This is a genomic window from Allosaccharopolyspora coralli (genome assembly GCF_009664835.1).
GTDB lineage: Bacteria > Actinomycetota > Actinomycetes > Mycobacteriales > Pseudonocardiaceae > Allosaccharopolyspora > Allosaccharopolyspora coralli.
In genome coordinates this window covers 871,811-893,551 of the sequence record NZ_CP045929.1, presented here as the reverse complement: position 1 = coordinate 893,551, position 21,741 = coordinate 871,811, and the positions used below count along the sequence as shown (strand labels likewise).

The 21,741-nt window shown below is 70.6% G+C and carries 19 protein-coding genes; 7 read left to right on the top strand and 12 right to left on the bottom strand.

Translation table 11 applies throughout. From position 1 onward, the window contains the following. Positions 1 to 155: 155 nt before the first annotated feature. The 5 genes from GIY23_RS04255 to typA all read right to left on the bottom strand — a co-directional run bounded on the left by GIY23_RS04255 (position 156) and on the right by typA (position 6,662). On the bottom strand, positions 156 to 542 hold the full coding sequence (locus GIY23_RS04255; RefSeq protein ID WP_154075462.1) for a hypothetical protein: 387 nt from the start codon (positions 540 to 542) through the stop codon (positions 156 to 158). Further along, the gene (gene mshB / locus GIY23_RS04250; protein WP_154075461.1) at positions 539 to 1,444 is read right to left on the bottom strand and encodes an N-acetyl-1-D-myo-inositol-2-amino-2-deoxy-alpha-D-glucopyranoside deacetylase; all 906 of its coding nucleotides are present in this window, start codon (positions 1,442 to 1,444) and stop codon (positions 539 to 541) included. Before mshB ends, GIY23_RS04255 begins: the two co-directional genes overlap by 4 nt. Then, positions 1,441 to 2,682 carry a threonine synthase gene (locus GIY23_RS23460; protein ID WP_456061931.1) on the bottom strand — a complete coding sequence of 414 codons (1,242 nt, stop codon included), beginning with the start codon at positions 2,680 to 2,682 and terminating at the stop codon, positions 1,441 to 1,443. Before GIY23_RS23460 ends, mshB begins: the two co-directional genes overlap by 4 nt. Before the next feature lie 20 nt (positions 2,683 to 2,702). Further along, the gene (locus GIY23_RS04240) at positions 2,703 to 4,451 is read right to left on the bottom strand and encodes an ABC transporter family substrate-binding protein (protein WP_228717538.1); all 1,749 of its coding nucleotides are present in this window, start codon (positions 4,449 to 4,451) and stop codon (positions 2,703 to 2,705) included. A gap of 306 nt (positions 4,452 to 4,757) precedes the next feature. Further along, entirely contained in the window at positions 4,758 to 6,662 is a 1,905-nt protein-coding gene (gene typA, locus GIY23_RS04235; RefSeq protein WP_154075460.1) for a translational GTPase TypA, read from the bottom strand. 324 nt (positions 6,663 to 6,986) lie between these two features. On the opposite strand from typA, the gene GIY23_RS04230 reads away from it, so the two are divergent. After that, positions 6,987 to 7,241, top strand: a complete 255-nt coding sequence (locus GIY23_RS04230; protein WP_154075459.1) for a hypothetical protein — start codon at positions 6,987 to 6,989, stop codon at positions 7,239 to 7,241. A gap of 100 nt (positions 7,242 to 7,341) precedes the next feature. Here GIY23_RS04230 and GIY23_RS04225 read toward each other — a convergent pair whose 3' ends face one another. Continuing rightward, positions 7,342 to 7,650 carry a YciI family protein gene (locus GIY23_RS04225; protein ID WP_154075458.1) on the bottom strand — a complete coding sequence of 103 codons (309 nt, stop codon included), beginning with the start codon at positions 7,648 to 7,650 and terminating at the stop codon, positions 7,342 to 7,344. 210 nt (positions 7,651 to 7,860) lie between these two features. Between GIY23_RS04225 and trpS the strand changes: the two genes are divergently transcribed. The 3 genes from trpS to GIY23_RS22945 all read left to right on the top strand — a co-directional run bounded on the left by trpS (position 7,861) and on the right by GIY23_RS22945 (position 11,362). After that, positions 7,861 to 8,826, top strand: a complete 966-nt coding sequence (gene trpS / locus GIY23_RS04220; protein ID WP_154075457.1) for a tryptophan--tRNA ligase — start codon at positions 7,861 to 7,863, stop codon at positions 8,824 to 8,826. 359 nt (positions 8,827 to 9,185) lie between these two features. After that, a complete protein-coding gene (locus tag GIY23_RS04215) occupies positions 9,186 to 10,787 on the top strand; it encodes an ABC-F family ATP-binding cassette domain-containing protein (RefSeq protein ID WP_228717537.1) in 1,602 nt (533 codons plus the stop codon). Between the two features lie 362 nt (positions 10,788 to 11,149). After that, the gene (locus GIY23_RS22945) at positions 11,150 to 11,362 is read left to right on the top strand and encodes a hypothetical protein (protein ID WP_228717536.1); all 213 of its coding nucleotides are present in this window, start codon (positions 11,150 to 11,152) and stop codon (positions 11,360 to 11,362) included. 60 nt (positions 11,363 to 11,422) lie between these two features. Here the strand turns inward: GIY23_RS22945 and GIY23_RS23280 are convergent, their stop codons facing one another. The 3 genes from GIY23_RS23280 to GIY23_RS04195 are packed head-to-tail and all read right to left on the bottom strand — an operon-like array spanning position 11,423 to position 14,426. Then, the gene (locus GIY23_RS23280; protein WP_154075456.1) at positions 11,423 to 12,268 is read right to left on the bottom strand and encodes an NUDIX domain-containing protein; all 846 of its coding nucleotides are present in this window, start codon (positions 12,266 to 12,268) and stop codon (positions 11,423 to 11,425) included. Between the two features lie 53 nt (positions 12,269 to 12,321). Beyond that, entirely contained in the window at positions 12,322 to 13,710 is a 1,389-nt protein-coding gene (locus tag GIY23_RS04200; RefSeq protein ID WP_154075455.1) for a sensor histidine kinase, read from the bottom strand. Next, positions 13,707 to 14,426, bottom strand: coding sequence for a response regulator transcription factor (locus tag GIY23_RS04195; protein ID WP_154075454.1), 720 nt, complete (start codon positions 14,424 to 14,426; stop codon positions 13,707 to 13,709). The genes GIY23_RS04200 and GIY23_RS04195 overlap by 4 nt, the downstream gene beginning before the upstream one ends. A gap of 235 nt (positions 14,427 to 14,661) precedes the next feature. On the opposite strand from GIY23_RS04195, the gene GIY23_RS04190 reads away from it, so the two are divergent. Genes GIY23_RS04190 through GIY23_RS04180 form a run of 3 tightly spaced genes read left to right on the top strand, consistent with a single transcriptional unit; the run spans position 14,662 to position 17,593 of the window. Next, the gene (locus GIY23_RS04190) at positions 14,662 to 15,762 is read left to right on the top strand and encodes a LolA family protein (protein WP_154075453.1); all 1,101 of its coding nucleotides are present in this window, start codon (positions 14,662 to 14,664) and stop codon (positions 15,760 to 15,762) included. Further along, positions 15,762 to 16,745: an ABC transporter ATP-binding protein gene (locus GIY23_RS04185; protein WP_154075452.1), complete on the top strand. Its 984-nt coding sequence runs from the start codon at positions 15,762 to 15,764 to the stop codon at positions 16,743 to 16,745. The genes GIY23_RS04190 and GIY23_RS04185 overlap by 1 nt, the downstream gene beginning before the upstream one ends. Then, the gene (locus tag GIY23_RS04180; RefSeq protein ID WP_154075451.1) at positions 16,742 to 17,593 is read left to right on the top strand and encodes an ABC transporter permease; all 852 of its coding nucleotides are present in this window, start codon (positions 16,742 to 16,744) and stop codon (positions 17,591 to 17,593) included. The genes GIY23_RS04185 and GIY23_RS04180 overlap by 4 nt, the downstream gene beginning before the upstream one ends. A gap of 393 nt (positions 17,594 to 17,986) precedes the next feature. Here the strand turns inward: GIY23_RS04180 and GIY23_RS04175 are convergent, their stop codons facing one another. Genes GIY23_RS04175 through GIY23_RS04165 form a run of 3 tightly spaced genes read right to left on the bottom strand, consistent with a single transcriptional unit; the run spans position 17,987 to position 21,713 of the window. Then, positions 17,987 to 19,042 (bottom strand): ABC transporter ATP-binding protein, encoded by a 1,056-nt coding sequence (locus GIY23_RS04175; protein ID WP_154075450.1) that lies wholly within the window; start codon positions 19,040 to 19,042, stop codon positions 17,987 to 17,989. After that, complete coding sequence (locus tag GIY23_RS04170) at positions 19,042 to 20,679, bottom strand: ABC transporter permease (protein ID WP_407646828.1); 1,638 nt, start codon at positions 20,677 to 20,679, stop codon at positions 19,042 to 19,044. The genes GIY23_RS04175 and GIY23_RS04170 overlap by 1 nt, the downstream gene beginning before the upstream one ends. After that, the gene (locus GIY23_RS04165) at positions 20,655 to 21,713 is read right to left on the bottom strand and encodes a thiamine ABC transporter substrate-binding protein (RefSeq protein ID WP_154075449.1); all 1,059 of its coding nucleotides are present in this window, start codon (positions 21,711 to 21,713) and stop codon (positions 20,655 to 20,657) included. Before GIY23_RS04165 ends, GIY23_RS04170 begins: the two co-directional genes overlap by 25 nt. Positions 21,714 to 21,741: the final 28 nt, after the last annotated feature.

Below are 21,741 nucleotides of genomic sequence, written 5' to 3'. Positions count from 1 at the left end.
GTATCTCGCGCACCGGCCCGCGCGGAGCACGGTCCCACGAGCCGGGAGCGCGACCGACCCTATACCGACGCGCTGTCCAGCTCATCCATCGTGTACCCCGCCGCGGAGTGATCTCATGCACCGCATGGCTCCCGGCGCGGTGAGCCACGTCTCACTCACGGGCGAGCCCGGCCCGCCTGGGCCTGCTGCCGTGCGGTGAGCAACCCCAGCAGCACCGCGCTGGGCACGGTTCCACCCGCGAGCAGCAGCAACGTCCGCCAGTCACTCAACAGCACGATGTCGCCACCGGGGCCGAGCACACCGACGACGAACACCGTGAGGAACCACGCCACCAACGGCGCCGAGGCGCCGCGCGCCCCGAAACCCAGTTTGCCCGCGGCGACCACCAGGAACGGAGTGGTCACGGCCGCGACGGCAGCCGTGATCGGGAACGGCACCGCCCCCCAGTACAGCGGGAGGAACATCACTTCGACCACGGCGAGTAGCGCCGCGTCGACGATCAGCACGCCGAGCAGCAGTCGGTCCGAGACACTCCAGTTCACGACTGCCCGACCGCCCCGCTCACCCCGAGCCCGCCGAACAAGCCGGTGGCGCAGCCTTCAGGCTCACCCGAGGCCAGCACGAAGTGCTCGTGGTCGCCCACGGGCATCGCGACGCCGTTGGACAGGGCCAAGGCGGCGACTCCGGCCCCATCGTGCCGCTGGTCCAACCACGTCCGCACCTGCGTGCCGTGCGCCCGCAACGCGCTGATCTTCGCGGGCAGGTGTTCGGCGACGTCGACGATCGTGGTGATCTCCTCGTCGGGGACATGCGGGATCTCGTCGAGCGGACGCATCTCGAACGGCATTCCGGGTGCGTCCGCTAGCCGCCGGAGTCCGGCTTCGAGCGCAGTACGCGACGGCACCGTGTGGAACACCCGCAGCACCGAGGGCACCGCATCCGTGGCCGCCATGGTCACCTCGTGCGCCCGCACGTGATCAGGGTGCCCGTAGCCGCCGTCGGCCGCGTACGTCACGACGACCTGCGGCTTGAGTTCGTCCAGCACCTCCCGCAGTGCGGCGACCTGTTCGTCGCGGTCGCCGGTCGCGAACGCCCGAGGGTGTGCTTTCGTCGCGGCTCCCGCTCGGCCGCCGCTCTCCCAGAGCATCCCCGAGTCGCGCCACCGGCCGATGCCGCCGAGGAACCGGTGGTCGGCCACCCGCAGCGCCGAGCACGCCGAGCGCAACTCACCGACCCGGTAGCCGCCGAGCTGGTCCGCGTGGTCGGAGTCGAGTCCGCGCAGGCTCTCCGGAATCACCTCACCCTCCTCGCCGAGAGTGCAGGTCACCAGGATCACTTCCACTCCACGGGCGGCGTACCGGGCGATCGTCCCGCCCGTCGTGAGCGTCTCGTCGTCGGGATGCGCGTGCACCAGCAGTAACCGTGGAGGGGCCGTCAACGTCACCGGGCCAGCCTAAACGGTGGCAGCCACCGGCCGAGAGGTCCGGGATCGGTGCGGGGCGAGTTCACGGCAAGGTCTCGGGCTGGTTCGCCGCAGCCGCCGTGCACAACGCCACGACCGTCTCGTCTGCGCCCACCTCGCCACGGCGCCGCAGCTCGTCGGCTCCGACCGAGCCCGCCGCCGAACTCAGCTCCGCTGCGATGCCTCGACGACCCCACCGGGCCGCCGCCTGCGTCAACTGATCGTCGTCGCAGAGCACGGCCGTCCCACCGGACTCGCGGATGACCTGCAGCGACATGACCGTCGCCTGTGGATTTCCGATCGAGGTGGCCCGCTCGCCCGTGGCCGCCCCGTGCGCCGGTGGCAGCTCCAGACCTCGGTCCAACGCCGAGGTCAGCGACGGGTAACGCTCGACGGCCACCATTCGCGGCAACCGGTTCGTCACGCCCAGGTTCTTCTAGTTCCAGGAACCCCCGCCACATTCCCATGAAGCCGTCCCCGCGCGAGACCGGAGCGGTGACGACGTCGGGCACGGCTCCCAGGTCACGCACGATCTCGTACGCGATCGTCTTGTAGCCCTCGATCCCCACCCACAGGCTGCTCACCGGGACCTCCGAGGTGTTCGTCAGCACCTGCCAGCGGTCGGAATTCTCCCGCAACAACGTCCACCGCTCCTGCGCGTCGGCGGCGAACTCCAACCGGGCGCCGTGCAACGTCGTCAGTGCGCGCCAGGTTCGGCTCATCTCCGCCGTGGTGACCGCCATCGCGTTCAGGCCGGCTGCCGCCGCGTACGCGGCCATGGACACCGCGGCGTTCCCGCTGGAGGCCACCGCCACCGTGTCCGCGCCGGCTTGCCGCGCCCAGGAGACCGCCACGCTGAAGAACCGGTCCTTGAAACTGCCCGTCGGGTTGCGCCGTTCGTCCTTGATCAGCAGCCCGTCCGCCTCCAGCAGCGGAGTCCCGCCCTCGGCCAGCGACACGGCCGTGTCCGCGTCCGCCGGGAGCAGTTCACGGTGCCGCCAGAGCCCGTGCGGGCGCCCCGCCCACTCGGACCACAGCGCGGCGCCGTCCACTTCGTCCAGGGCTAGTTCGGCCACCAGCGCGGCGGGGACGCCCTCGGCGCGGCACGCCGTGCACCCGTCCGTGTCGAAGCGGAGCGCAAACCGCTGCCCGCAGCGCACGCACACCAGGCCTGCGGCGCGTGAGCCTTTTTGGTTGCTATAGCCACTAAAAAGGCTCACGCCTGCGCACCCCTCACGCCTCAGTAACCGTCGTCGTCGGTGGGGGAACCGAGCCAGCGGTCGGCGGTCGAGAACGGCCCGGCGAAGCCGAAACCGGGCTGCACCCCGCTCATCCCGCGGCGCACCACCATCACCTGCGCCTGCTGGTACAGCGGCAGCGCCACCGCCTGCGACCACACCACCGGCTCGACCCGCTCCGAGGCCTCGTCGAACGAGATCGCCCCGCTCAGTGCCGCGTCGATCGTCGGCTGCAGCAGCGGGTCGCAGAACCCGGTCATCGTGTACGGGAACGGTTGTTCCCCGTCCTCGTCGGTCTTCGGGCACCCGAAGGAGGCCGCGAGCATCGTCGCCGGATCGCCACCGGCCGGCCGCGGCGCGACCGCGATGTCCACGGAGCTCGCTCCCGGGTCCTCCGTGCGGGGGTTCGCGGGCAGCATCTCGCCGAACAGCTGGTCGCCGGTCGGAGTGATCACGTTCGCCTGGATGCCCTGCTGCCGCAGCTGGTCCGCGGTCTCCTCCGCGATCCGGATGTACTGCTCGTTGTCGAACGGCGCCGCGATGACCAGGTTCAGCGGACGGCCGTCCCGCAGCCACGTGCCCCCGCTACGCTGATACCCGGCTTCGCCGAGCAGACGCGCGACCTCGCCACCGTCCGGTTCGCCGGGGAACGCACCGGGAGGCTCGGTGGGGGTGTAGCCACGCTCCGACGGAGCGAGCACCTGCGCGTGCGCCGGGAGTTGGTCGGCTGGACCGCCCTGGGTACCGACCTCGGTCAGATCCTCACGGTTCAACGCCGACGCGACCGCCTTGCGCACCCGGACGTCGGTCAGATTCGGGCTGCTCGGCCGCAGCAACAGCTGCATGGTCGCCGGTCGCGGGACCGTCTTCACCCGGACGGCGTCGCCCAGGCCGCGGAGCGCGTCCATCGTCTCGTCGTCGGCGGAGAACACCGCGACGTGGCTGTCGCCGCTGCGCAGCGACTCGACCTGGCGAGCGCGGTCGTTGGAGCGCAGCACCACCCGGTCGGACACGGCCGGCTCACCCCAGTAGCGGTCGTTGCGCACCAGCACGATCTCACCGCGGTCGAGGTCGAACTGCTGGATCGCGAACGGCCCTCCCGATGCCGGATAGCCGCGGTCCAGCGCTTCCGCCCAGCCGCCCGGCGCGTCCTTGACCAGGTGCGCAGGTAGCAGATTCGTGAACAGCGTGCGCCAGCCCTCGTACGGCCTGCTGAACGTCACCTCGACGGTCTTGCCGCCCTGGCGGGACGCGACGTCCTCGATGAGCTGATAGCCGACCGGATCACTGGCACCGGGCTGCGACCGCAACTGCTCCCACAGGTAGACGAAGTCCTCGGCGGCGATCGGTGCCCCGTCCGACCAGCCCGCTTCCTTGCGGATCTGGTACCGCACGGTGAACTTCTCGGCGTCCTCGACGACCTTGGCCGACTCCATCAGCGTCCGGTCGAGTTCGAGTTCGCCACCCGGCCCCGGCCGGAACACCGACGGCAGCATCAGACTCGCCAACGCCGAACTCGTCGGCGACAAGTCGGCCAGGGAATGCGGATTGAACCCGCCCTCGAGGTTGTCGACCCCGACCGTGACCTCGGTCAGCTTCGGCCGCGTCGTGGGCGCGCTGGTCGTCGGCGACTCGCTCGGCGGGCGCTCGACCAACTGTGGAGGCGGAGCGTTGGTGCAGGCGGCGAGCGTGAACAGGGCCGCGAGCAACGCAGGCAGCATCGCGCGCTTCCGTCGTGGACCCTCGTTCACGCTGCAGAACCTCCCTCACACACGGCGAACACCCCCGAAAGGGGACGTCGCCCCGTGTCTCATGGTTCCGCGTGGTCACCACCTCCCGCACACCGGGGGCGGTTTAGGGGCCCTTGGGCGGATGTCCGCGGCGGAGCAGCTGAGCGGGCACCACGTACGCAGCCCGACAACCCGCTGGTTCTCAGCGCCCTCCTCGCGAGGCAGCGATTTCGCAGCGTAGGACGCTACTCAAGAAATCGATCCCGCAGCGAGCAGGACGCTGAGGTTCCGCCAGCCAGCCCCCACCTTCTGAAAAGACTCGCGAGCTCAGCCGTTGTCCCTGGCTTTCTGCCGGTTGCGCTCCCGCTGCCTGGTCGTGCCGTCCAGCGTCACCTTGCGCACCCGGATGGTGTTGGGCCCGACCTCGACGCACTCGTCGGCGGAGCAGAACTCCAGAGCCTCCTCCAGGCCGAGCTTGCGCGGCCGGGCCAGGCGCTCCAGCTCCTCGCCGGAGGCGGAGCGCATGTTGGTGAGCTTCTTTTCCTTGGTGACGTTGATGTCGAGGTCCTCGGCGCGCGGGTTCTCCCCGACGACCATGCCCTCGTAGACCTCCTGCGTCGGCTCGACGAAGAAGGTCCCCCTGTCCGACAACTGCGTCATCGCGTAGGTGGTCACCGCGCCCGCTCGGTCCGCGACGAGCGAGCCGCTGTTGCGGGTGCGCAGCTCGCCGACCCACGGGAAATAGCCCTCGAACACGTGGTTGGCGATGCCCGCTCCCCGCGTCTCGGTGAGGAATTCCGTGCGGAATCCGATGAGACCGCGCGCCGGGATGACGTAGTCGAGTTTGATCCGGCCGGTGCCGTGCCCCTCCATGTGCTCCATGCGCCCCTTGCGGGAGGCGAGCAGTTGCGTGACCGCGCCGAGGTGTTCCTCGGGCACGTCGAGCGTGAGCCGCTCGAACGGTTCGCAGAGCGTGCCGTCGATGGTGCGGGTCACGACCTCCGGCTTGCCCGCGGTGAGTTCGAAGCCCTCGCGGCGCATCGTCTCGACCAGCACGGCCAGCGCCAGCTCACCGCGGCCCTGCACCTCCCAGGTGTCCGGGCGCTCGGTGGGCACGACCTGGACGCTGACGTTGCCGATCAGTTCGGCGTCGAGGCGGTTCTTGAGCAGGCGCGCGGTCATCTTCGTGCCGCCGTTGCGGCCTGCCTGCGGCGAGGTGTTGGTGCCGACGGTCATCGAGATCGCGGGGGCGTCGACGGTGATGCGCGGCAGCGGTTCGGGCGCGTCCGGGTCGGCGAGGGTGTCCCCGATGGTGATGTCCGGGATACCCGCGATCGCCACCAGGTCACCGGCACTGGCCGTCTCGGCGGGAACCCGGTCGAGGTTCTCGGTGACGAGGAGTTCGGTCAGCCGCACCTTCTCGACCGAGCCGTCCTCGCGGCACCAGCCGACCGTCTGCCCCTTGCGCAGAGTGCCCGCGTGAATGCGGCAGAGCGCGATCCGGCCGAGGAACGGGGACGAGTCGAGGTTGGTGACCAGTGCCTGCAGTCCCGCCTCGTCGTCGCCGACCGGCGCAGGGACCCGCTCCATCAGCACGTCGAACAGGGAGGTCAGGTCTTCGTCGGCGGGAAGGTCGCCGTCGTCCGGCGCCGTCAGGCTCGCCCGGCCCGACCGCGCGGAGGCGTAGATCACCGGGAGGTCGAGCACGGAATCGTCGGCTCCGACCTCGGTGGCCAGGTCCAGCAACAGGGTGTGGACCTCGTCGACGACCTCGGCGTTGCGCGCGTCCGGACGGTCGACCTTGTTGACCACGAGGATCACCGGCAGGTCGGCGGCGAGCGCCTTGCGCAGCACGAACCGGGTCTGCGGCAGCGGGCCCTCGCTGGCGTCGACGAGCAGCACCACGCCGTCGACCATCGACAGGCCGCGCTCGACCTCACCGCCGAAGTCGGCGTGGCCGGGGGTGTCGACCACGTTGATCGTGACGGGACCGTCGCCGGTCTCGCGCCGGATCGCGGTGTTCTTCGCCAGGATCGTGATGCCCTTCTCGCGCTCCAGGTCGTTGGAGTCCATGACCCGGTCGACGGGCTCGGTGCGTGCCGAGAACGCGCCCGACTGGCGCAGCATCGCGTCGACGAGGGTGGTCTTGCCGTGATCGACGTGCGCCACGATGGCGACGTTGCGCAGATCGGTGCGGGTCTGCTGGTTCGGGACGGCGACACTGGTGGGCACGCGGGGTCTCCTGGCGTTTCGGGACGAGCTTGCTGTCGAGCGGGGCGGTGTCGGCGGTCGACGTCGGCGCCCGCGGCCCCGCACGCACCGCCGCGGCGAGGCTCGGGACGGCGCCCTGGCGCAGCGTCGGGTGGCTGCCTCCGGGCACGCTGTGTCGGCGCGCGGCTCCCTCTAGCGTAGTGCACGGCGACGCACAACCGGTCGCACCGTGTCGAGCGCAACAGCACAGCCGCAGGGTCTCGCCGAGTGAGGTGAGGCTGCCCTACCCTGACAGGGGCCCGGTTCGCCGGGCCGGGCACCCGGAGCGCCGAAGGAGGTCGAACGGTGGGCAAGGGCACGATCAAGGTCAAACGCAAATGTTGCCGTTCGACCCCGGCGTGCAAGAGCTGCCCGATCGTCGTGCTCCGCGAGGTGTTGCGGGACGCCAAGGCGAAGGACGCGAAGAAGGCCGAAAAGAAAGCGGAGAAAGCCCGCGAAAACGGCACAGAATCCGACGAGCCGGCGCCGACGAAGAAAACCGGGCCCGATTCCCGGAAGAACCCGAAGAAATCGTCCAAAAAGGGCAAAAAGGCACGGTGAACTCACCGCGGCGGGCCACCATCGCGGTCTCGCGGCGCAGTCGTCCGTCCGCTGACCTTCAGGGCCGCGTCCTGCCGTCCGGCCCGCTCCGGCGCGTGCGTCAGTCGCGCGTGGGCGCGAGGTGATCGGCGTAGTGGGCCAGTTCGGGAATGGTCAACAACGCCTGGAACTCGATCACCTCGTACCGTACGAGCCGCTGGATCGCGTACGGGTCGGTCGCGAGGATCGCGTCCAGCTGCCCGCGCACCATCGGCCTGGCGATGATGACACCTCCGGTGTGCGGGTCGCGCCTGCCCGCGGCGATGAAATCGCCCGATTCATAGTGCCGGGCGATCCAGTCGGAATGATCCGCCAGCGCGTTGTCGATGTCGGCCAGCGGAGCCGTGTAATTCACCAACACCACATACATGGTTCCAGCGTAGTGCCCCCGTGGGTCTGATGCCGATCGTCCGACCGGTAGAATTCATTGCGTGCACACGCATTCGGGTAACTGGTGGGCCGCCGACGAGCGGCCCCGACCCGTCGTGCACTGATCTCGCACACGCAACCGTCCGGCCGCCAACAGGCGGCGAGCGGATGACGCGTCCTCCCTGATGGCGGCAGGCAGGGAGGAACAACCATGCCACGTCTGTCCGGCGTCACCCCGTCCGGCCACATCCATCTGGGCAATCATCTGGGGGCGGTCGCCCGGTGGGCCGCCGAACGGGCGCCGGACGACCTTTTCTTCATCTCCGACATGCACGCCATGACGGTCTCCTACCGGCCGTCGACACTGCGCACGCTGACCAGGGAGTCGTTCGCCGTGCTGGTGGCGGCGGGCATCGACACGGACTCGGTCTTCGTCCAGTCCGACCTCGCGGGTGAGCTCGGCGCGCTGAACTGGGTGCTCGAATGCACCTGCAGCTATGGCGAGGCGGCACGGATGATCCAGTTCAAGGAGAAGGCCGGTGAACAGCAGTCGGTCCGCCTGGGCCTGCTGACGTACCCCGCGCTGATGGCGGCCGACATCCTGCTGCAGGGCGCGACCGAGGTTCCGGTCGGAAGCGACCAGGACCAACACGTCGAGCTCGCGCGGACGCTGGCCCGCCGGTTCAACTCCGAGTACGGGGAGGTCTTCGCGGTCCCGCGCGCCACGGTCGCCCCCACGGCAGCGCGGATCCTGGACCTGTCCGACCCGACGCGGAAGATGGCGAAGTCCGCCGGCTCCTCGGTGGGCGTGGTCCAGGTCCTCGACGAGCCAGACCTCGTACGCCGCAAGGTGCGCCGCGCGGTGACCGACGATCTCGGCACGGTGCGGTACGCACCGGACGACCAGCCGGGCGTGTCGAACCTGCTGGAGATCCTCGGCGCCTGTCGAGCAACGACCCCATACGGCCTCGCCGCGGAGTACTCGTCGTACGGCGCACTGAAGGAGGCGACCGCGGAGGCCGTGATCGAACACCTGCGTCCCGTGCGGGAACGTACGAAGGAGCTGCTCGCCGATCCGGACGAGCTGGACCGGAGCCGAGCGCGCGGAGCCACGCGGGCAGCCGACCGAGCGCAACCACGACTGTCGGCGGCTCTCCGGCTCGCCGGACTCCGCTGACGCGGCGTGAGCCTTTTTGGTGGTCATAGCCACCAAAAAGGCTCACGCTCCCTGGTGGTCTGCTAGCGTGGTCGTGATGTGTACAGGAAGTGGCCTCTGGTCGCAGAAGGTGCGCGCCGTCCGCTGACGGCGGCGCCCTTCTGACCTGATCCGAATCAGCGCCCGCCGTCCCGGTTGTTTTCCGCCGGGCGGCCGAATCATGCTGCCCGGCTCCATTCCGAGCTGCGGAGCATCCTGTGCCTTCTGTTCCCCGATCCCCGTTCTGTCCCTCACCTCTGACTTCCGCCGTTCTCGACGTCGGGGCCGCTGACGGTCTGCCCGCCGGCGAGAGCGCCCACATCCGTGCGAACCGAGTCGGCGTGACCCGCGGCGACCGCCGGGTCCTGACCGACGTCACGATCACGGTCTCGCACCGCTCGCGACTGGCTGTGGTCGGCGAGAACGGGCGCGGCAAGACCACCCTGCTGCACGCCTTCGCCGGCCTGCTCTTGCCCGATCAGGGCACGGTCACGCGTGTCGGCACGATCGGCATGGCACGTCAGGAGCTCACCGCCGCACCAGGTGCGACGGTGGGAACGGTCACCGACGCCGCCCTGCACACCTCGGTCGCGGCACTGGCGGCGTTGGACGCCGCGACCGGGGAGCTGGCCGACGGTGTCGACGGCGCCGAAGACCGCTACGCCACGGCGCTCGAGGCCGCGACTCGCCTGGATGCATGGGATGCCGAGCGCCGGGTCGACATCGCTCTCGACGCGCTCGGAGCGTGCGCCGACCGGAACCGCGAGCTGGACACGTTGTCGGCGGGGCAGCGCTACAGGGTACGGCTGGCCTGTCTGCTCGGCGCTCGGCACGACATCCTGTTGCTCGACGAACCCACGAACCACCTCGACGCCGACGGCCTGGCCTTCCTGACTCGCCGACTGCGCGAGCACGACGGGGGGCTGGCGGTGGTCAGCCACGACCGCGCACTGCTAGCCGACGTCGCCGCCGAGTTCCTCGACCTCGACCCCAGCCGCGACGGCAGGCCGACGCTCTACGCCGGTGGTTACGACGCCTGGCAACACGCACGGTGCCGCGACCGGGAACGCTGGGCTGCCGACCACGCGGCCCAGCAGGACGAACGACGCCGGTTGACGGAGGCCGTCGCCCAGGCTCGGGACCGACTGTCCACCGGTTGGCGTCCGGACAAGGGCACCGGCAAGCACCAGCGCCAGTCCCGTGCGCCCGGCGTGGTCCAGGCCCTGCACCGCCAGCAAGCCGCCCTCGACGCTCACGAGATCACAGTGCCGGCCCCGCCGCTGACGCTGCGCTGGCCCGAACTCGGTGCCCGAGCCGGTACGAGGCTGTTGCGTGCCGACGACATCACCGTTGCCGGGCGCCTGACGGAACCCGTGTCGCTCGACATCGGCGCCGCGGACCGGCTCGTGGTCACCGGGGAGAACGGCGCGGGAAAGTCGACCTTGCTCTCCGTCCTTTCCGGCGATCTCGCGCCCACCACAGGCGGCGTCACCCACACCAAGGCCGCGAGGATCGCCGTACTGTCCCAAGAGGTACCGCCGTGGAACCGCCACGGCGACGCCGAACGCTCGGGGCGCGAAGTCTACGAGCGTCGTGTCGGCAGGCTCGTCGCCGCCGGCACGATCCACGACGGCGATGCGGTGGCGCTCAGCACACTCGGGCTGCTGGACCGCGACGCCATGCGCACCACGGTCGGGCGGATGTCCGAGGGGCAACGGCGACGCCTGCAGCTGGCGCTCGAACTCGCCGTCCGGCCGAACCTCGTCCTGCTCGACGAACCCACCAACCACCTTTCAGCGACCGTCGTCGACGAGCTCACCGAAGCGCTGCACCACACCGGGGCTGCCGCGATCGTGGCTACGCACGATCGCCAGATGTTGCGCGCCGTGGCGAGCTGGCCCCGACTGCACCTGTCCGGGAAGGGAGTCGGCCAGCGGGCGTGAGTCTTTTTGGTGGTCATAGCAACCAAAAAGGCTCACGCCCCACCACCGAGCCGGCACGCTGCCAGGGACACCGGGGCTGTTCCCGGGAAATGACGGCTCGGACGGCACAACGCTGACGTGATCCGTCGGACCCAGGGTCGAGTTCGGGGACGGTCGGATCGCGAGACGATCCTGTCGGTGCTGCACGAGGGACGCGGCGAGTGAAGGTCGTCGACGCGGGCGTCGTCGTGGAGCTCGTCGCAGGCAACCTTGAGCCCGAACGACTCGGCGACGAAGAGCTGGCGGGCCGCACCTGATCGACGGCGAACTCACCCACGTTGTGCGGGGCCTGATTCGTCGCGGCGCTCTCAACGAAGAGCAAGGTGACCTCGCGATGGAGGGCTTCGCCCGAGCTTCTGACCAGGTTCCCGGCCGACCGGCTCCGCCCGAGGATCTGGGCGCTTCGACACAACCTCGGCGCCTACGACGCCCCATACGTCGCTTTGACCGAGTTGACCGACGCGGCCGCGTTGCTCACCACCGACGCGCGGCTGACGAAAGCCCCAGAGCCGGAGTGCACGATCGAGCTGCTCTGATTGGACCGGAGTCGGCTAGCGGGCGTGAGTCTTTTTGGTGGTCATAGCAACCAAAAAGACTCACGCTTCCATGAGCCGCAGGGAGTGGACGAGGACGCGGTCGGCCTCGAGCCAGTCCAGCTCGCCGAGTTCGGCCGCGCCGACCCACCGCAGCCGCCGGTGTTCGATCGGTCGCGGGACCTCCGACGGGTCGAGCAGACGCGCCCGATGGATCCGCAGCACGCTGTCCGGTTCCAACGGCACGTCGGTCCCGACTCTGCTCGTCGCGCCTCCGCTCCCGCCCGCCGCCACGCCGCCGTCCACGGCCACGCCGACGCCCAATTCCTCATTGCATTCCCGGACCACCGCGTCCACTTCGGACTCACCAGGCTCCACCCGCCCGCCGGGAAGCTCCCAGCGCCCGGCGTCGGCAACGGGAAATCGTCGCTGCTGTGTGAGAAGCAGTCCGTCGTGGACGATCGCCGCACCCACCACGACCCGGCGGCCGGCCCAGTCTTGGGCTACCGCGCCGATTTCGCGCACCACCGTGTCGAGCGCATGCTCCACGCTGCGGCGAGACGCGGCCCCGAACGCGGCCGTCCCCCGGAACTCGGCGACAAGCTCAGTTCGCCCGCCGAGCTCGGTGAGCGACGCTTCGACGGTCAGCTCACGCCACAACCCGCGCACGAGAACCACACGCATGCCGTTCGGGGTGGCACGCACGACTCGCAACCACGTCGGCACCATCCACGGACTGAACGGGAACCCGAGCCGCACCTCGTCCCCGGGGACCAACAGCCGCCCGACCGTGTCCGAAACCCGGGCCCGAACACCCGCGCCCGCGAGCGCGCGAACGAGCGTCGAGGGCTCCCGCAGCACCGCCGCCACGGTGTGCGCGGGCGCGTCCACCGCAGCCGATCTCCGCATCACCACCACGGACGACCATCCTGCCCGACCTCCTGCGGCCGACTCGGACGCGGCTACGCCCGGTGCGACGGCTGCGCGCCCGGGGCGGGCCAGCGCACCTCGATGCGAGCGCCTCCCTCGGGCGAACGACCGGCGTGCACAGTGCCACCTCGCCGCCGGACGGCTTCGGCGACCAACGCGAGGCCGATCCCGGCTCCGCCGCTACGCCTCGCCCGATCGGCTTCGACGCGGTGGAAGCGGTCGAACACCCGCGCGCGTTGCTCGTCCGGAATGCCGGGGCCGTCGTCGTCGACGACCAGCCGCACCCAGCCACCGCCTGCGGGCAGCACGGAGAGCCGTACGAGCGCCCGCGCGTACCGAGCCGCGTTGGACAGCAGGTTGTCGAGCACCGTGGCGACCTCGTTCGCAGCGGCAAGGACGACGACAGCGCCCGTGGGCGTGCTGAGCTGCACTTTCGGACGCGATCCCCCGAGCATCGCACGGTCCGCCGCAGCTTGAGCAGCGGCGACGAGTTCCACGGGCTCGGACTCCGGCACGATCGACTCCGCTCGGGACAGCGCCAGCAGGCTCTCCACGAGATCCGACAGACGCTGTGCCTCGGCGGCGATGTCGGCGAGCGTGTCCTGCGTGAGTTCCGGGTCCGGGTGCACGACCGCGACCTCTGCCTGCGCCCGGATCGACGCGACCGGGTTGCGCAGCTCGTGCGCCGCGTCCCCGGTGAACCTGCGCAACCGCCGGGTGTCGGCGTCGCGCCCGGCCAGCATTCCGTTGAGCGCTTCGGCGAGGAAGCGCAACTCGTCCCGCGCCGTCGGAACGGGCAACCGCTCCCCCTCCGGCAGTCTCGTCGCCGCGAGCCGCATGTTCTGGACCGGCCGCAGCGAGCGGCGCACCACGACCCAGGTCGCCGCCCACACGGTCCCGGCGGCGATGACCGAGCTCGTCCACAGCAGCGCCGACGCCACCCCGAGCGTGTTGTCGTGGCCGACGAGCCCGGTACCGGCCAGCACGAGCAGCGGCTGCCCCTGCGGAGCCGGCACGACCTGACCGATCCACCGCTGCGGGGGCCTGTCGCCGTTGTTCAGGGATCGCCCGCCACGGTCGAACACTCCGTTTCCCGCCTTGAGCTCGTTGAGTTCCCAGGGGGACAGCTCCGGTCCGGGGCGACCGTCCACGGGCTCCCCGGCGGTGTCGAGCACCCGCAGGTCGGCCCCCGCCAGCGGTCCCGGCGGCGTCCCGGTGGCCAAGCGCTCGGCTGCGGACTCGGCCGTGACCCGCAGTTCGGTGTCGACGGACTCGAGCAGGAACCAGCCGATGAACGCGATGCTGATCCGGGCGAGCAGCGCGAGCCCGACGAGCGCGACCGCCGCCGCCACGAAGCTGGTGCGGAACTGGACCGTCCGCCGCGCCCACCAGGCTCGGACCGAGGTGAGCACTCGCCTCATGCCGGATCGGCGCTGACGCGGTAGCCGTGTCCACGGACGGTGTGCACGAGCTCGCCCGCACCGACGGCGGTGAGCTTGCGCCGCAGGTAGCCGATGTAGACCTCGACGACGTTGCGGGTCACGAACTGGTCCCGCCCCCAGACGGTGCGCACCAGGTCGTCCTTGGTCAACACCGATCCCGGCTGGCTCGCCAGTGCGACGAGCAGGCCGTACTCGCGTGGCGAGAGCTCGACCTCCGCGCCGTTCCAGCGCACCTGACGACGGTCCCGGTCGATCTCCAGTTCACCGATGCGCAGCATGCTCTGCCGGGACGTGATGTCGTTGCGCCGCACCAGTGCTCTCACGTGGGCGACCAGCACCAGGAAGGAGAACGGTTTGACCAGGTAGCCGTCCGCACCGAGGTCGAGCCCGTCGGCCTGGTCGACCTCGCCGTCCTTCGCCGAGAGCATCAGTACCGGAGTCGTCACGCCATCCGCGCGCAGCTGCTGCAGAACCCGGTATCCGGAGAGGCCGGGCAGCATGATGTCGAGGACGATGACGTCGAAGGCTCCGGTGCCTGCCAGGGTCAGGGCGTCGTGGCCGTCGGCGGCGATCTCGACGTGCATGCCTTCGGCGGCGAGTCCGCGACGCAGCGCGGTGCGAACGCCTGCCTCGTCGTCGACCACGAGGACCCGAGGCGCCTCACCCGCCTCGTCCCCGATCTCACGCGCTGACATCGCCACCCCTCCTTCGGCCTCCCGACGCGTCGGCGTTCAGGATGGCACCCGTCGCGCGGCGACGGTGCCCACGCGTGCGGCTTCTCAGCGGGTTCTCAGCGCCGGATGCGGTCTCAGCCCGATCTCAGCAACACACGTTCATGCTGAATCCGGATCGCAGGGGTGCCCGAGCAGCAGCGGGAACGGGAGACTCGGGCAGCAGGGGCCGGACGGTCCCGGGACATCGGGAGGCACCATGCAGAGCAGAAGGGTCGCGGTCGTCGCGACGGCCGGAGCGGCGGCGGGCGTGCTCGGACTGGCAGCGTTGAGCCTGCCGAGTGCGACCGCGAACCCGACGCTGCCCGAGATCCCACCGGAGAAGCTCGTCGAGTCCGTCATGACCTCGTCACCACCGGCGTTCAGCGGCACCGTGACGGTGGACAACGCGCTGGGCCTTCCCGCGCTCCCGGGCGCCGGCGGCGAGGACAGCGGCGTCGGCGCGATGCTCGCCGACGGCGAGCACACCATGCGGGTCTGGTCCGACGGCGCCGACCGGCATCGGGTGTCCCTGCCGTCGGAGTCGGGCGAGCGCACGATCGTCCACGACGGGTCGACGGTGTGGACGTGGGACTCGGCGACCCGAACCGCCTCCCGCTCCGACGTGGACCCGGCGAAACAGCAGCAGCGGGAGCCGCACCACGCCCAGGAGCGTCCAGCGGACCCGGCCGAGGCCGCGCGCGCCGTCGTCGGCACCCTCCGGGAGTCCAGCACCGTGACGGTGGACGGAACGGCCAGCGTCGCCGGCCGCGACGCCTACGAGCTCGTCCTCACGCCGAAGCCGAGCGAACGCACGGTGCTGCGCGAGGTTCGGGTCGCGGTCGACGCCGAGAAGCGGGTGCCGCTGAACGTCGTGGTCAACACCCACGGTTCGGACGATCCCGCGCTGCGAGTCGGGTTCTCCGAACTGGACATGACCGTGCCCGAAGCGCGCCTGTTCCAGTTCACCCCGCCCGCCGGGACGACGGTGGAAGAACCGCAGCGGCAGGAGAAGGCTCCGGAGCAGGCGCAGAAGCCGCCGCACCGCAAGGTCGGCGACGGCTGGGACACGGTGACGGTGAGCCGCTTGCCCGAGCAGGCACTGCAGCAGGGCGACGACGAGCAGAACCGCCAGGACGGCCCCGGCGGGCAGGACGTCCGGGCACTCGCCGACCAGGTCGGCACGAAGGTGTCCGGGCCGTGGGGCGACGGCTGGGTCGTGACCACGAAGGCGGGTTCGGCACTGCTGACCTCGGACGGGCGTGTCGCCGTCGGCGCCGTGCCGGAGCAGGTGCTGACCGACGCGATCGGGAACTCCTGATGACCGACGCACTGCGTGTCGACCGGGTGGGGGCAGAGGAGACCGCTCCCACCCCGGTGGACACCTCGGACACGTTCGCCGCGAGGACACGCGGCCTGCGCAAGACCTACGGCAGCACCGTCGCCGTGGCCGACGTCGACCTGGCTGTGCCGCACGGCGCGGTCGTCGGCGTGCTCGGGCCGAACGGCTCGGGCAAGACGACGACGATCCGGATGCTGCTGGGGTTGACCCGCCCGACCTCCGGCGAGGTCGAGTTGCTCGGCTGCGAGGTTCCGGAGCACGCCGACCGGGTTCTCCCCCGGGTCGGGGCGCTGGTGGAGGGTCCCGGGTTCCATCCGTTCCTGTCCGGCAGGCAGAACCTGCTGCGCTGCGCCGCGATGGAGCCGCACCTGACGAGATCGACGATCCCGGGTGCGGTCGGCGACGCACTCGACCGGGTCGGACTCTCCCGCGCGGCGGACCGGCGCTTCCGCGGCTACTCGCTCGGGATGAAGCAGCGGCTCGGGCTGGCGGCGGCGCTGCTCGTGCCGCGGGAGCTCGTGGTGCTGGACGAGCCGACGAACGGCCTCGACCCGGCAGGCACGAAGGAGGTCCGCCGGATCATCGCCGAACTGCACGGGGCCGGAACCACCGTGCTCGTCTCCTCGCACCTGCTCTCGGAGGTCGAGGCGACCTGCACCCACGTGGCGGTCATGCATCAGGGCTCGCTGGTCGCCCAGGGGGAGCTCGCGGGCCTGCTGGAGTCCGGCGGCCCGACACTGCTGGTGTCCACACCGGACGTCGACGGCGGGGTGGAGGCGTTGCGGGACAACCGGATCGCCGCCTCCGAACACCAAGGCGAGATCCGGGTCGAGCTCACCGACGTCGACGCTCCGGAAGTGATCGCCGAACTGGTCCGGGCGGGAATCGGCGTGCACGAGGCGCGTCGTGGCCGCACCGGGCTGGAAGACGTGTTCGCCCGGCTCACGGAGGACGAATCATGACCACGACGGCGATCGGGACGCCACCCGCACGCAACGCCGCACCGTGGGGGCGGGTCGTGGCCGCCGAGCTCCGCTGGGTGCTGCGTCGCCCACGCAACATGGCGGCGCTGCTGCTGATGGCGGCATTGCCCGTCGTGGTCGGCACGACGATCGCGCTGACCGGCGGGCCCGGCGCGGGAGACGGGCCACCGGCGCTCTCGACGGTGGCGGGAAACGGGCTCGTGCTGCCGGTGGCGACGATGATTCTCGCGCAGACGATGCTGCTGCCGCTGGTCGCGGCGACGGTGGCGGCCGACGCCCTGGCCGGGGAAGCCTCGCACGGCACGCTGCGCGGATTGCTGCTCGCGCCGGTGAGCCGTGTCCGGGTGGTGTTGATCAAGGCGCTCGGCGTGCTGACCATGATCGCCCTCTCCGTCGGGGTGATGGCGGTCAGCGGCGTGCTCACCGGACTGCTCGTGGTGGGCGGCGGCGACCTGGTCACGCTGTCCGGGACGACGCTGCCGATGCTCGACGGACTCGCCCGGGTGGCGATGGCGGCGCTGTGGGTCGTCGCGCAGATGGCGGCGGTCGGCGCGATCGCGCTGGCGCTCTCGTCGATGACGGAACATCCGGTGGTCGTGCTCGCGTCGACGATGGGCATCGTCATCGTCTTCGGCGTCCTCGGTGCCTTCTCGTCGCTGTCCTGGCTGCACCCGTTCCTCGTCACGACGGGCTGGACCTCGGTGATCGACGTGCTGCGCGATCCGGTGGTCACCGACAACCTCGTCGAAGGTCTGTGGCGAGCCGGCTGCTACGTCGTCATCGGGGTGTCGGTATCAATAGCACGAATGGCAACCAAGGACAGCTGAGCCTGAGAGGGTGCGCGGGTTGATCTGCGTGGGTGGTTCCGTAGCGGAACCTCACCTCGCGGTCGGCTCCGGGATCCTCGACATCGAGTAGCGCCCTACGCCACGTCGACGCTGTCCTCGCCGGCCGCGAGGTGAGAACCCGCCGGTGGTCGGTCTGCGAAGGTGGCGGGAGAACAACCCGGAATGAGCGGTCGTCGTCTCTTGTCAGCGGCGGAGCCGCTGCGCGGTCACCACGCACGCAGCCCGACCACCCGCGGGTTCTCAGCGCCCTCCTCGCGAGGACAGCGATTTCGCAGCGTAGGCCGCTACTCAAGAAATCGATCCCGCAGCGAGGAGGGCGCTGAGGTTCCGCCACCCGACCCGCCAAGCAAGAGCCTCTGCGAGGAACACCCCTCACCCGTCGCTGATGATCGCTACGCCGTTGGGGTCCAGGGTCAGCGTGGCGTGGTCGCCCACGTGTGGGGCGGTTCCGGTTGGGGCGACGGCCTCGACCTCTCCCATCTCCGGCACGTCCAGAACGAGCCGCACATGGTCATGCCGGTGCAGGCGTTGCCGGACGATCGGGGCGCGATCGTCGTCGTTCCCGGCGACGGCACGAAGCCCACCCGCGCGAAGGCCGAGCCGAACCGTGCTTGCAGCAGCATCGGCGCCGTTCTCCGCCACCGCCACGCTGCCGAGCACACAGGTGGCGATGGTGTCCCGACCTTCGCGACTTTCGTGCAGGCTCGCGGGCACAATCGTCGAGCAGCCGAGGAATCGGGCGACTCGCTCGTCGGCGGGCCGCTGCCACAGCCGTGACGGGGTGTCGACCTGGACGACCCGGCCGTCGGCCATGACCGCGACCCGATCCGCGAGGGTGAACGCCTCGTCGTGGTCGTGGGTGACCACGATCGTCGTCGCCCTTGCGCGCGCGAGCAGTCCGGCGAGGTCCACGGCGAGCTGGTCCCGCAGCGCCCGGTCGAGCGCGGACAGCGGCTCGTCCAGCAGGAGCATCCGCGGGTCTCCCGCCAGCGCGCGGGCCAACGCGACCCGCTGTGCTTCACCACCGGAGAGGTCGGTGACGCGGCGACGCTCGTAGCCGCCCAGTCCGACCAACGCGAGCAGTTCGGCGACCCGCTCCGCGCGCCGCCGACGATCGGCTCCGCGCATCGCCAGCGCGAAGCCCACGTTGCCCGCGACGTCGCGGTGCGGGAACAGCTGGCCGTCCTGGAAGACCATGCCGAACCCACGTTCGTGCACCGGCACCGGAGCGAGGTCGCGGTCGTTCCAGCACACCATTCCCGCCTGAAGTCGCTCGAGCCCCGCCACGGCCCGCAGCAGCGTCGACTTGCCACACCCGGACGGCCCCAGCAGTGCGAGCACCTCGCCGTCCGGAACCTTTAAATCCACTTCGGACAACACCGTTTTCTCTCCGAAGTGGACACTCATTCCGTGCAGGCCCAGAGCCATCAGAACTCCTCGACGCCGTGAGTACGGACGCGGACGCTCTCGATCGCGATCACCGCGAGCGCCGTGACGACCATGAGCAACGAACACGCCGCGTAGGCCATCTGCAGGTTCGACTCGCCGGGTCGCGAGAGCAGCCGCGCGATCACCACCGGCAGGGTCGCGGTGTCCGGCCTGGCGAGGAAGCTCGTCGCCCCGAACTCGCCGAGCGCCACGACGAACCCGAATCCTGCCGCCGCGCACACCGAACGCAACGCCAGCGGCAGGTCGATCGCCGACCGCACCCGCCACGGCCCGGCGCCGAGCGTCGCGGCCGCGTCGCGCAGCCGTGGGTCGATCGCGCGCAGAACCGGCAGCACCGTGCGAATCACCAGTGGCGTGACGACGAGAGCCTGGGCGAACGGGACGAGCAGTGGCGAGGTCCGCAGGTCACCGGGAAGCAGGTGCAGCGTCACGAGGTAACCGAAGCCGATGGTGACCGCCGAGACTCCCAGCGGCAGCATCAGTGCCGCGTCCATCGCCTCCGCTGACCGTCGCCGCACGCTGACCAGCACGATCGAGGCCAACAGGCCGAGCAGCATCGCGATCCACGTCGCGTCCGCAGCCGTGCGCAGGGACTGCGACACTGCTTCCCATCCGGACACTTCGAGTGTGCCGTCCGCGCCGGTTCCGGACAGGGCCCGGTAGCCGTCGAATGTCCATCCGTTCCGGCCCGACACCGAGCGCACGAGCAGCCCGAGGATGGGCGTGAGCAACGCGGCGAGCACGGACGCCGCCACACCGACGACCCACCATTCACGCCCTCGCGGCGCCCGAATCGCTTCGTCCGCTCGACGCAGGCGGAGCGCACTTTCCCGTCGCTTGCGGGCGAAAGAGGCCAATCCGAGCGCGGTGACCACCGCTGAGAGCTGGATCAGCGAGAGCGCGGCCGCACCGGAGAGGTCGAGCAACTCCACCGTGCGCAGGTAGATCTCGGTCTCCAGCGTGCGCAGCGACCCTCCCCCGAGCACCAGCACCACGCCGAAACTCGTGGAGCAGAACAGGAACACCACGGCCGTGGCGGAGCCGATCGCCGGGGCGAGCGCGGGCAGCGTCACGGACCGGAATGCGCGAAGACCACTCGCCCCGAGGGTGCGCGCCGAGTCCTCCACGCGTCTGTCCAGATGCGACCAGAAACCTCCGACGGTGCGGGCGACGACGGCGACGTTGAAGAACGCGTTGGCGAGCACGATCGCCACGGCACTGCTTGCCGCGCCGTCGACGTCGAACACCGCACGAAACGCCATCCCGACGACGATCGTCGGCAGCACGAACGGGACCGTCACCAGCGCCCGGATCACCGCTTTACCGGGCAGTGCGACGCGTGCGAGCACGAACGCCAACGGCATCCCGGCGAGCAGCGCCACCACGGTCGAAGCCGCGGCCTGACCGAGGGTGAAGCCGACCAGTCGCGCCGTTGACGGCTCGGCGAAGGTGCCGAGGAGGTCGCCGCCGACGCCGAGGCCGATGATCGCGACGACCGGCCAGGCGAAGAACACCGCGAGGAACCCGAGCACGCTCGTCGCGGCCACCGCCACGAACAGCCGGTGACCGCCTACCCGGTTCGGCGGGTCGATCACCCCCGGACGAGCGCGCGCCACTGCTCGATCCAGCGTTGACGGTTCTGCTCGACCTGCTCGGCGGGGAGCTCTGCAGGCTGCTCAGGCTGCGGCGCCGCGCGTTCCCAGCCGTCCGGGAGCGCGACCCCCTCGACCGTCGGGTACACGTACATTTGCTCGGGCACGGTCCGCTGGAACTCCGGGGACACCAGGAAGTCCATGACCTCCGCCGCGGCCTGCGGGTCCTTCGCTCCGTCCAGCACACCCGCGTACTCGACCTGGCGGTAACAGGTGTCCAGCAGGGCGCGGGTGCGCGGAGTTCCGTCCGCACCGACCTCGGCCGCCGGCGACGAGGCGTAGGAGAGCACGATGGGCTTCGGCCCCTGTCCCGCCGAACCGGAGAACTCCTGGTTGTAGGCCTCTTCCCAGCCCGCGCTGAGTTCGACACCGTTGGCGGTCAGCTTCGTCCAGTAGTCCTGCCAACCGGGTTCACCGAAGGTCGCGACGGTGGCGAGCAGGAACGCCAGTCCCGGTGAGGAGGTCTTCGGGTCGGGCACGGCGAACAGGTCGCGGTAGCGCGGGTCGGTGAGGTCGGCGAGCGTCCGCGGTTCCGGAATCGAGCGTTCGGCGAACCACGCGGGGTCGATGTTGACGCAGACGTCTCCGACATCGACGGCGGTGAGCCGCGCTTGCGGGTCGAGCGCATAACGCTGCGGACCGCGTTGCGTCGCGGGCGACTCGTGTGGGACGAACACGCCCTCGTCGAGCGGCCGTGACGCGAAGGTCGAGTCCACGCCGTAAGCGACATCGCCCAGCGGTGCGGCCTTCGACAGCACGAGCTGGTTGGCGAGCGCACCGGCGTCACCGACCGTCCGGACCTCGAGAGTGATCCCGCTGCGTTCCTCGAAATCGGCCTTGACCTGCTCGTCGAGCACGAAGGAGTCGTGTGCGACGACGGTGACCGTCCGTTCGTCGGTGGCGGTGGGCGCGGCGACCAGCGAGCATCCCGCGGCGAGCAGGGCCACGGCGGCGCAGACGGCGACACGAACAGCGGTACGGGGTAACGAGCGGTACAACGATCCTCCCGGGGTCGCGCCACGCGAG

Excerpts from the sequence above, each read along its gene's own strand:
- GIY23_RS04225 (WP_154075458.1), bottom strand. The coding sequence starts at position 7,650 with ATGTATGTGGTGTTGGTGAATTACACGGCTCCGCTGGCCGACATCGAC.
- trpS (WP_154075457.1), top strand. The coding sequence starts at position 7,861 with ATGCCACGTCTGTCCGGCGTCACCCCGTCCGGCCACATCCATCTGGGC.
- GIY23_RS23280 (WP_154075456.1), bottom strand. The coding sequence starts at position 12,268 with ATGCGGAGATCGGCTGCGGTGGACGCGCCCGCGCACACCGTGGCGGCG.
- GIY23_RS04200 (WP_154075455.1), bottom strand. The coding sequence starts at position 13,710 with ATGAGGCGAGTGCTCACCTCGGTCCGAGCCTGGTGGGCGCGGCGGACG.
- GIY23_RS04195 (WP_154075454.1), bottom strand. The coding sequence starts at position 14,426 with ATGTCAGCGCGTGAGATCGGGGACGAGGCGGGTGAGGCGCCTCGGGTC.
- GIY23_RS04190 (WP_154075453.1), top strand. The coding sequence starts at position 14,662 with ATGCAGAGCAGAAGGGTCGCGGTCGTCGCGACGGCCGGAGCGGCGGCG.
- GIY23_RS04185 (WP_154075452.1), top strand. The coding sequence starts at position 15,762 with ATGACCGACGCACTGCGTGTCGACCGGGTGGGGGCAGAGGAGACCGCT.
- GIY23_RS04180 (WP_154075451.1), top strand. The coding sequence starts at position 16,742 with ATGACCACGACGGCGATCGGGACGCCACCCGCACGCAACGCCGCACCG.
- GIY23_RS04175 (WP_154075450.1), bottom strand. The coding sequence starts at position 19,042 with ATGGCTCTGGGCCTGCACGGAATGAGTGTCCACTTCGGAGAGAAAACG.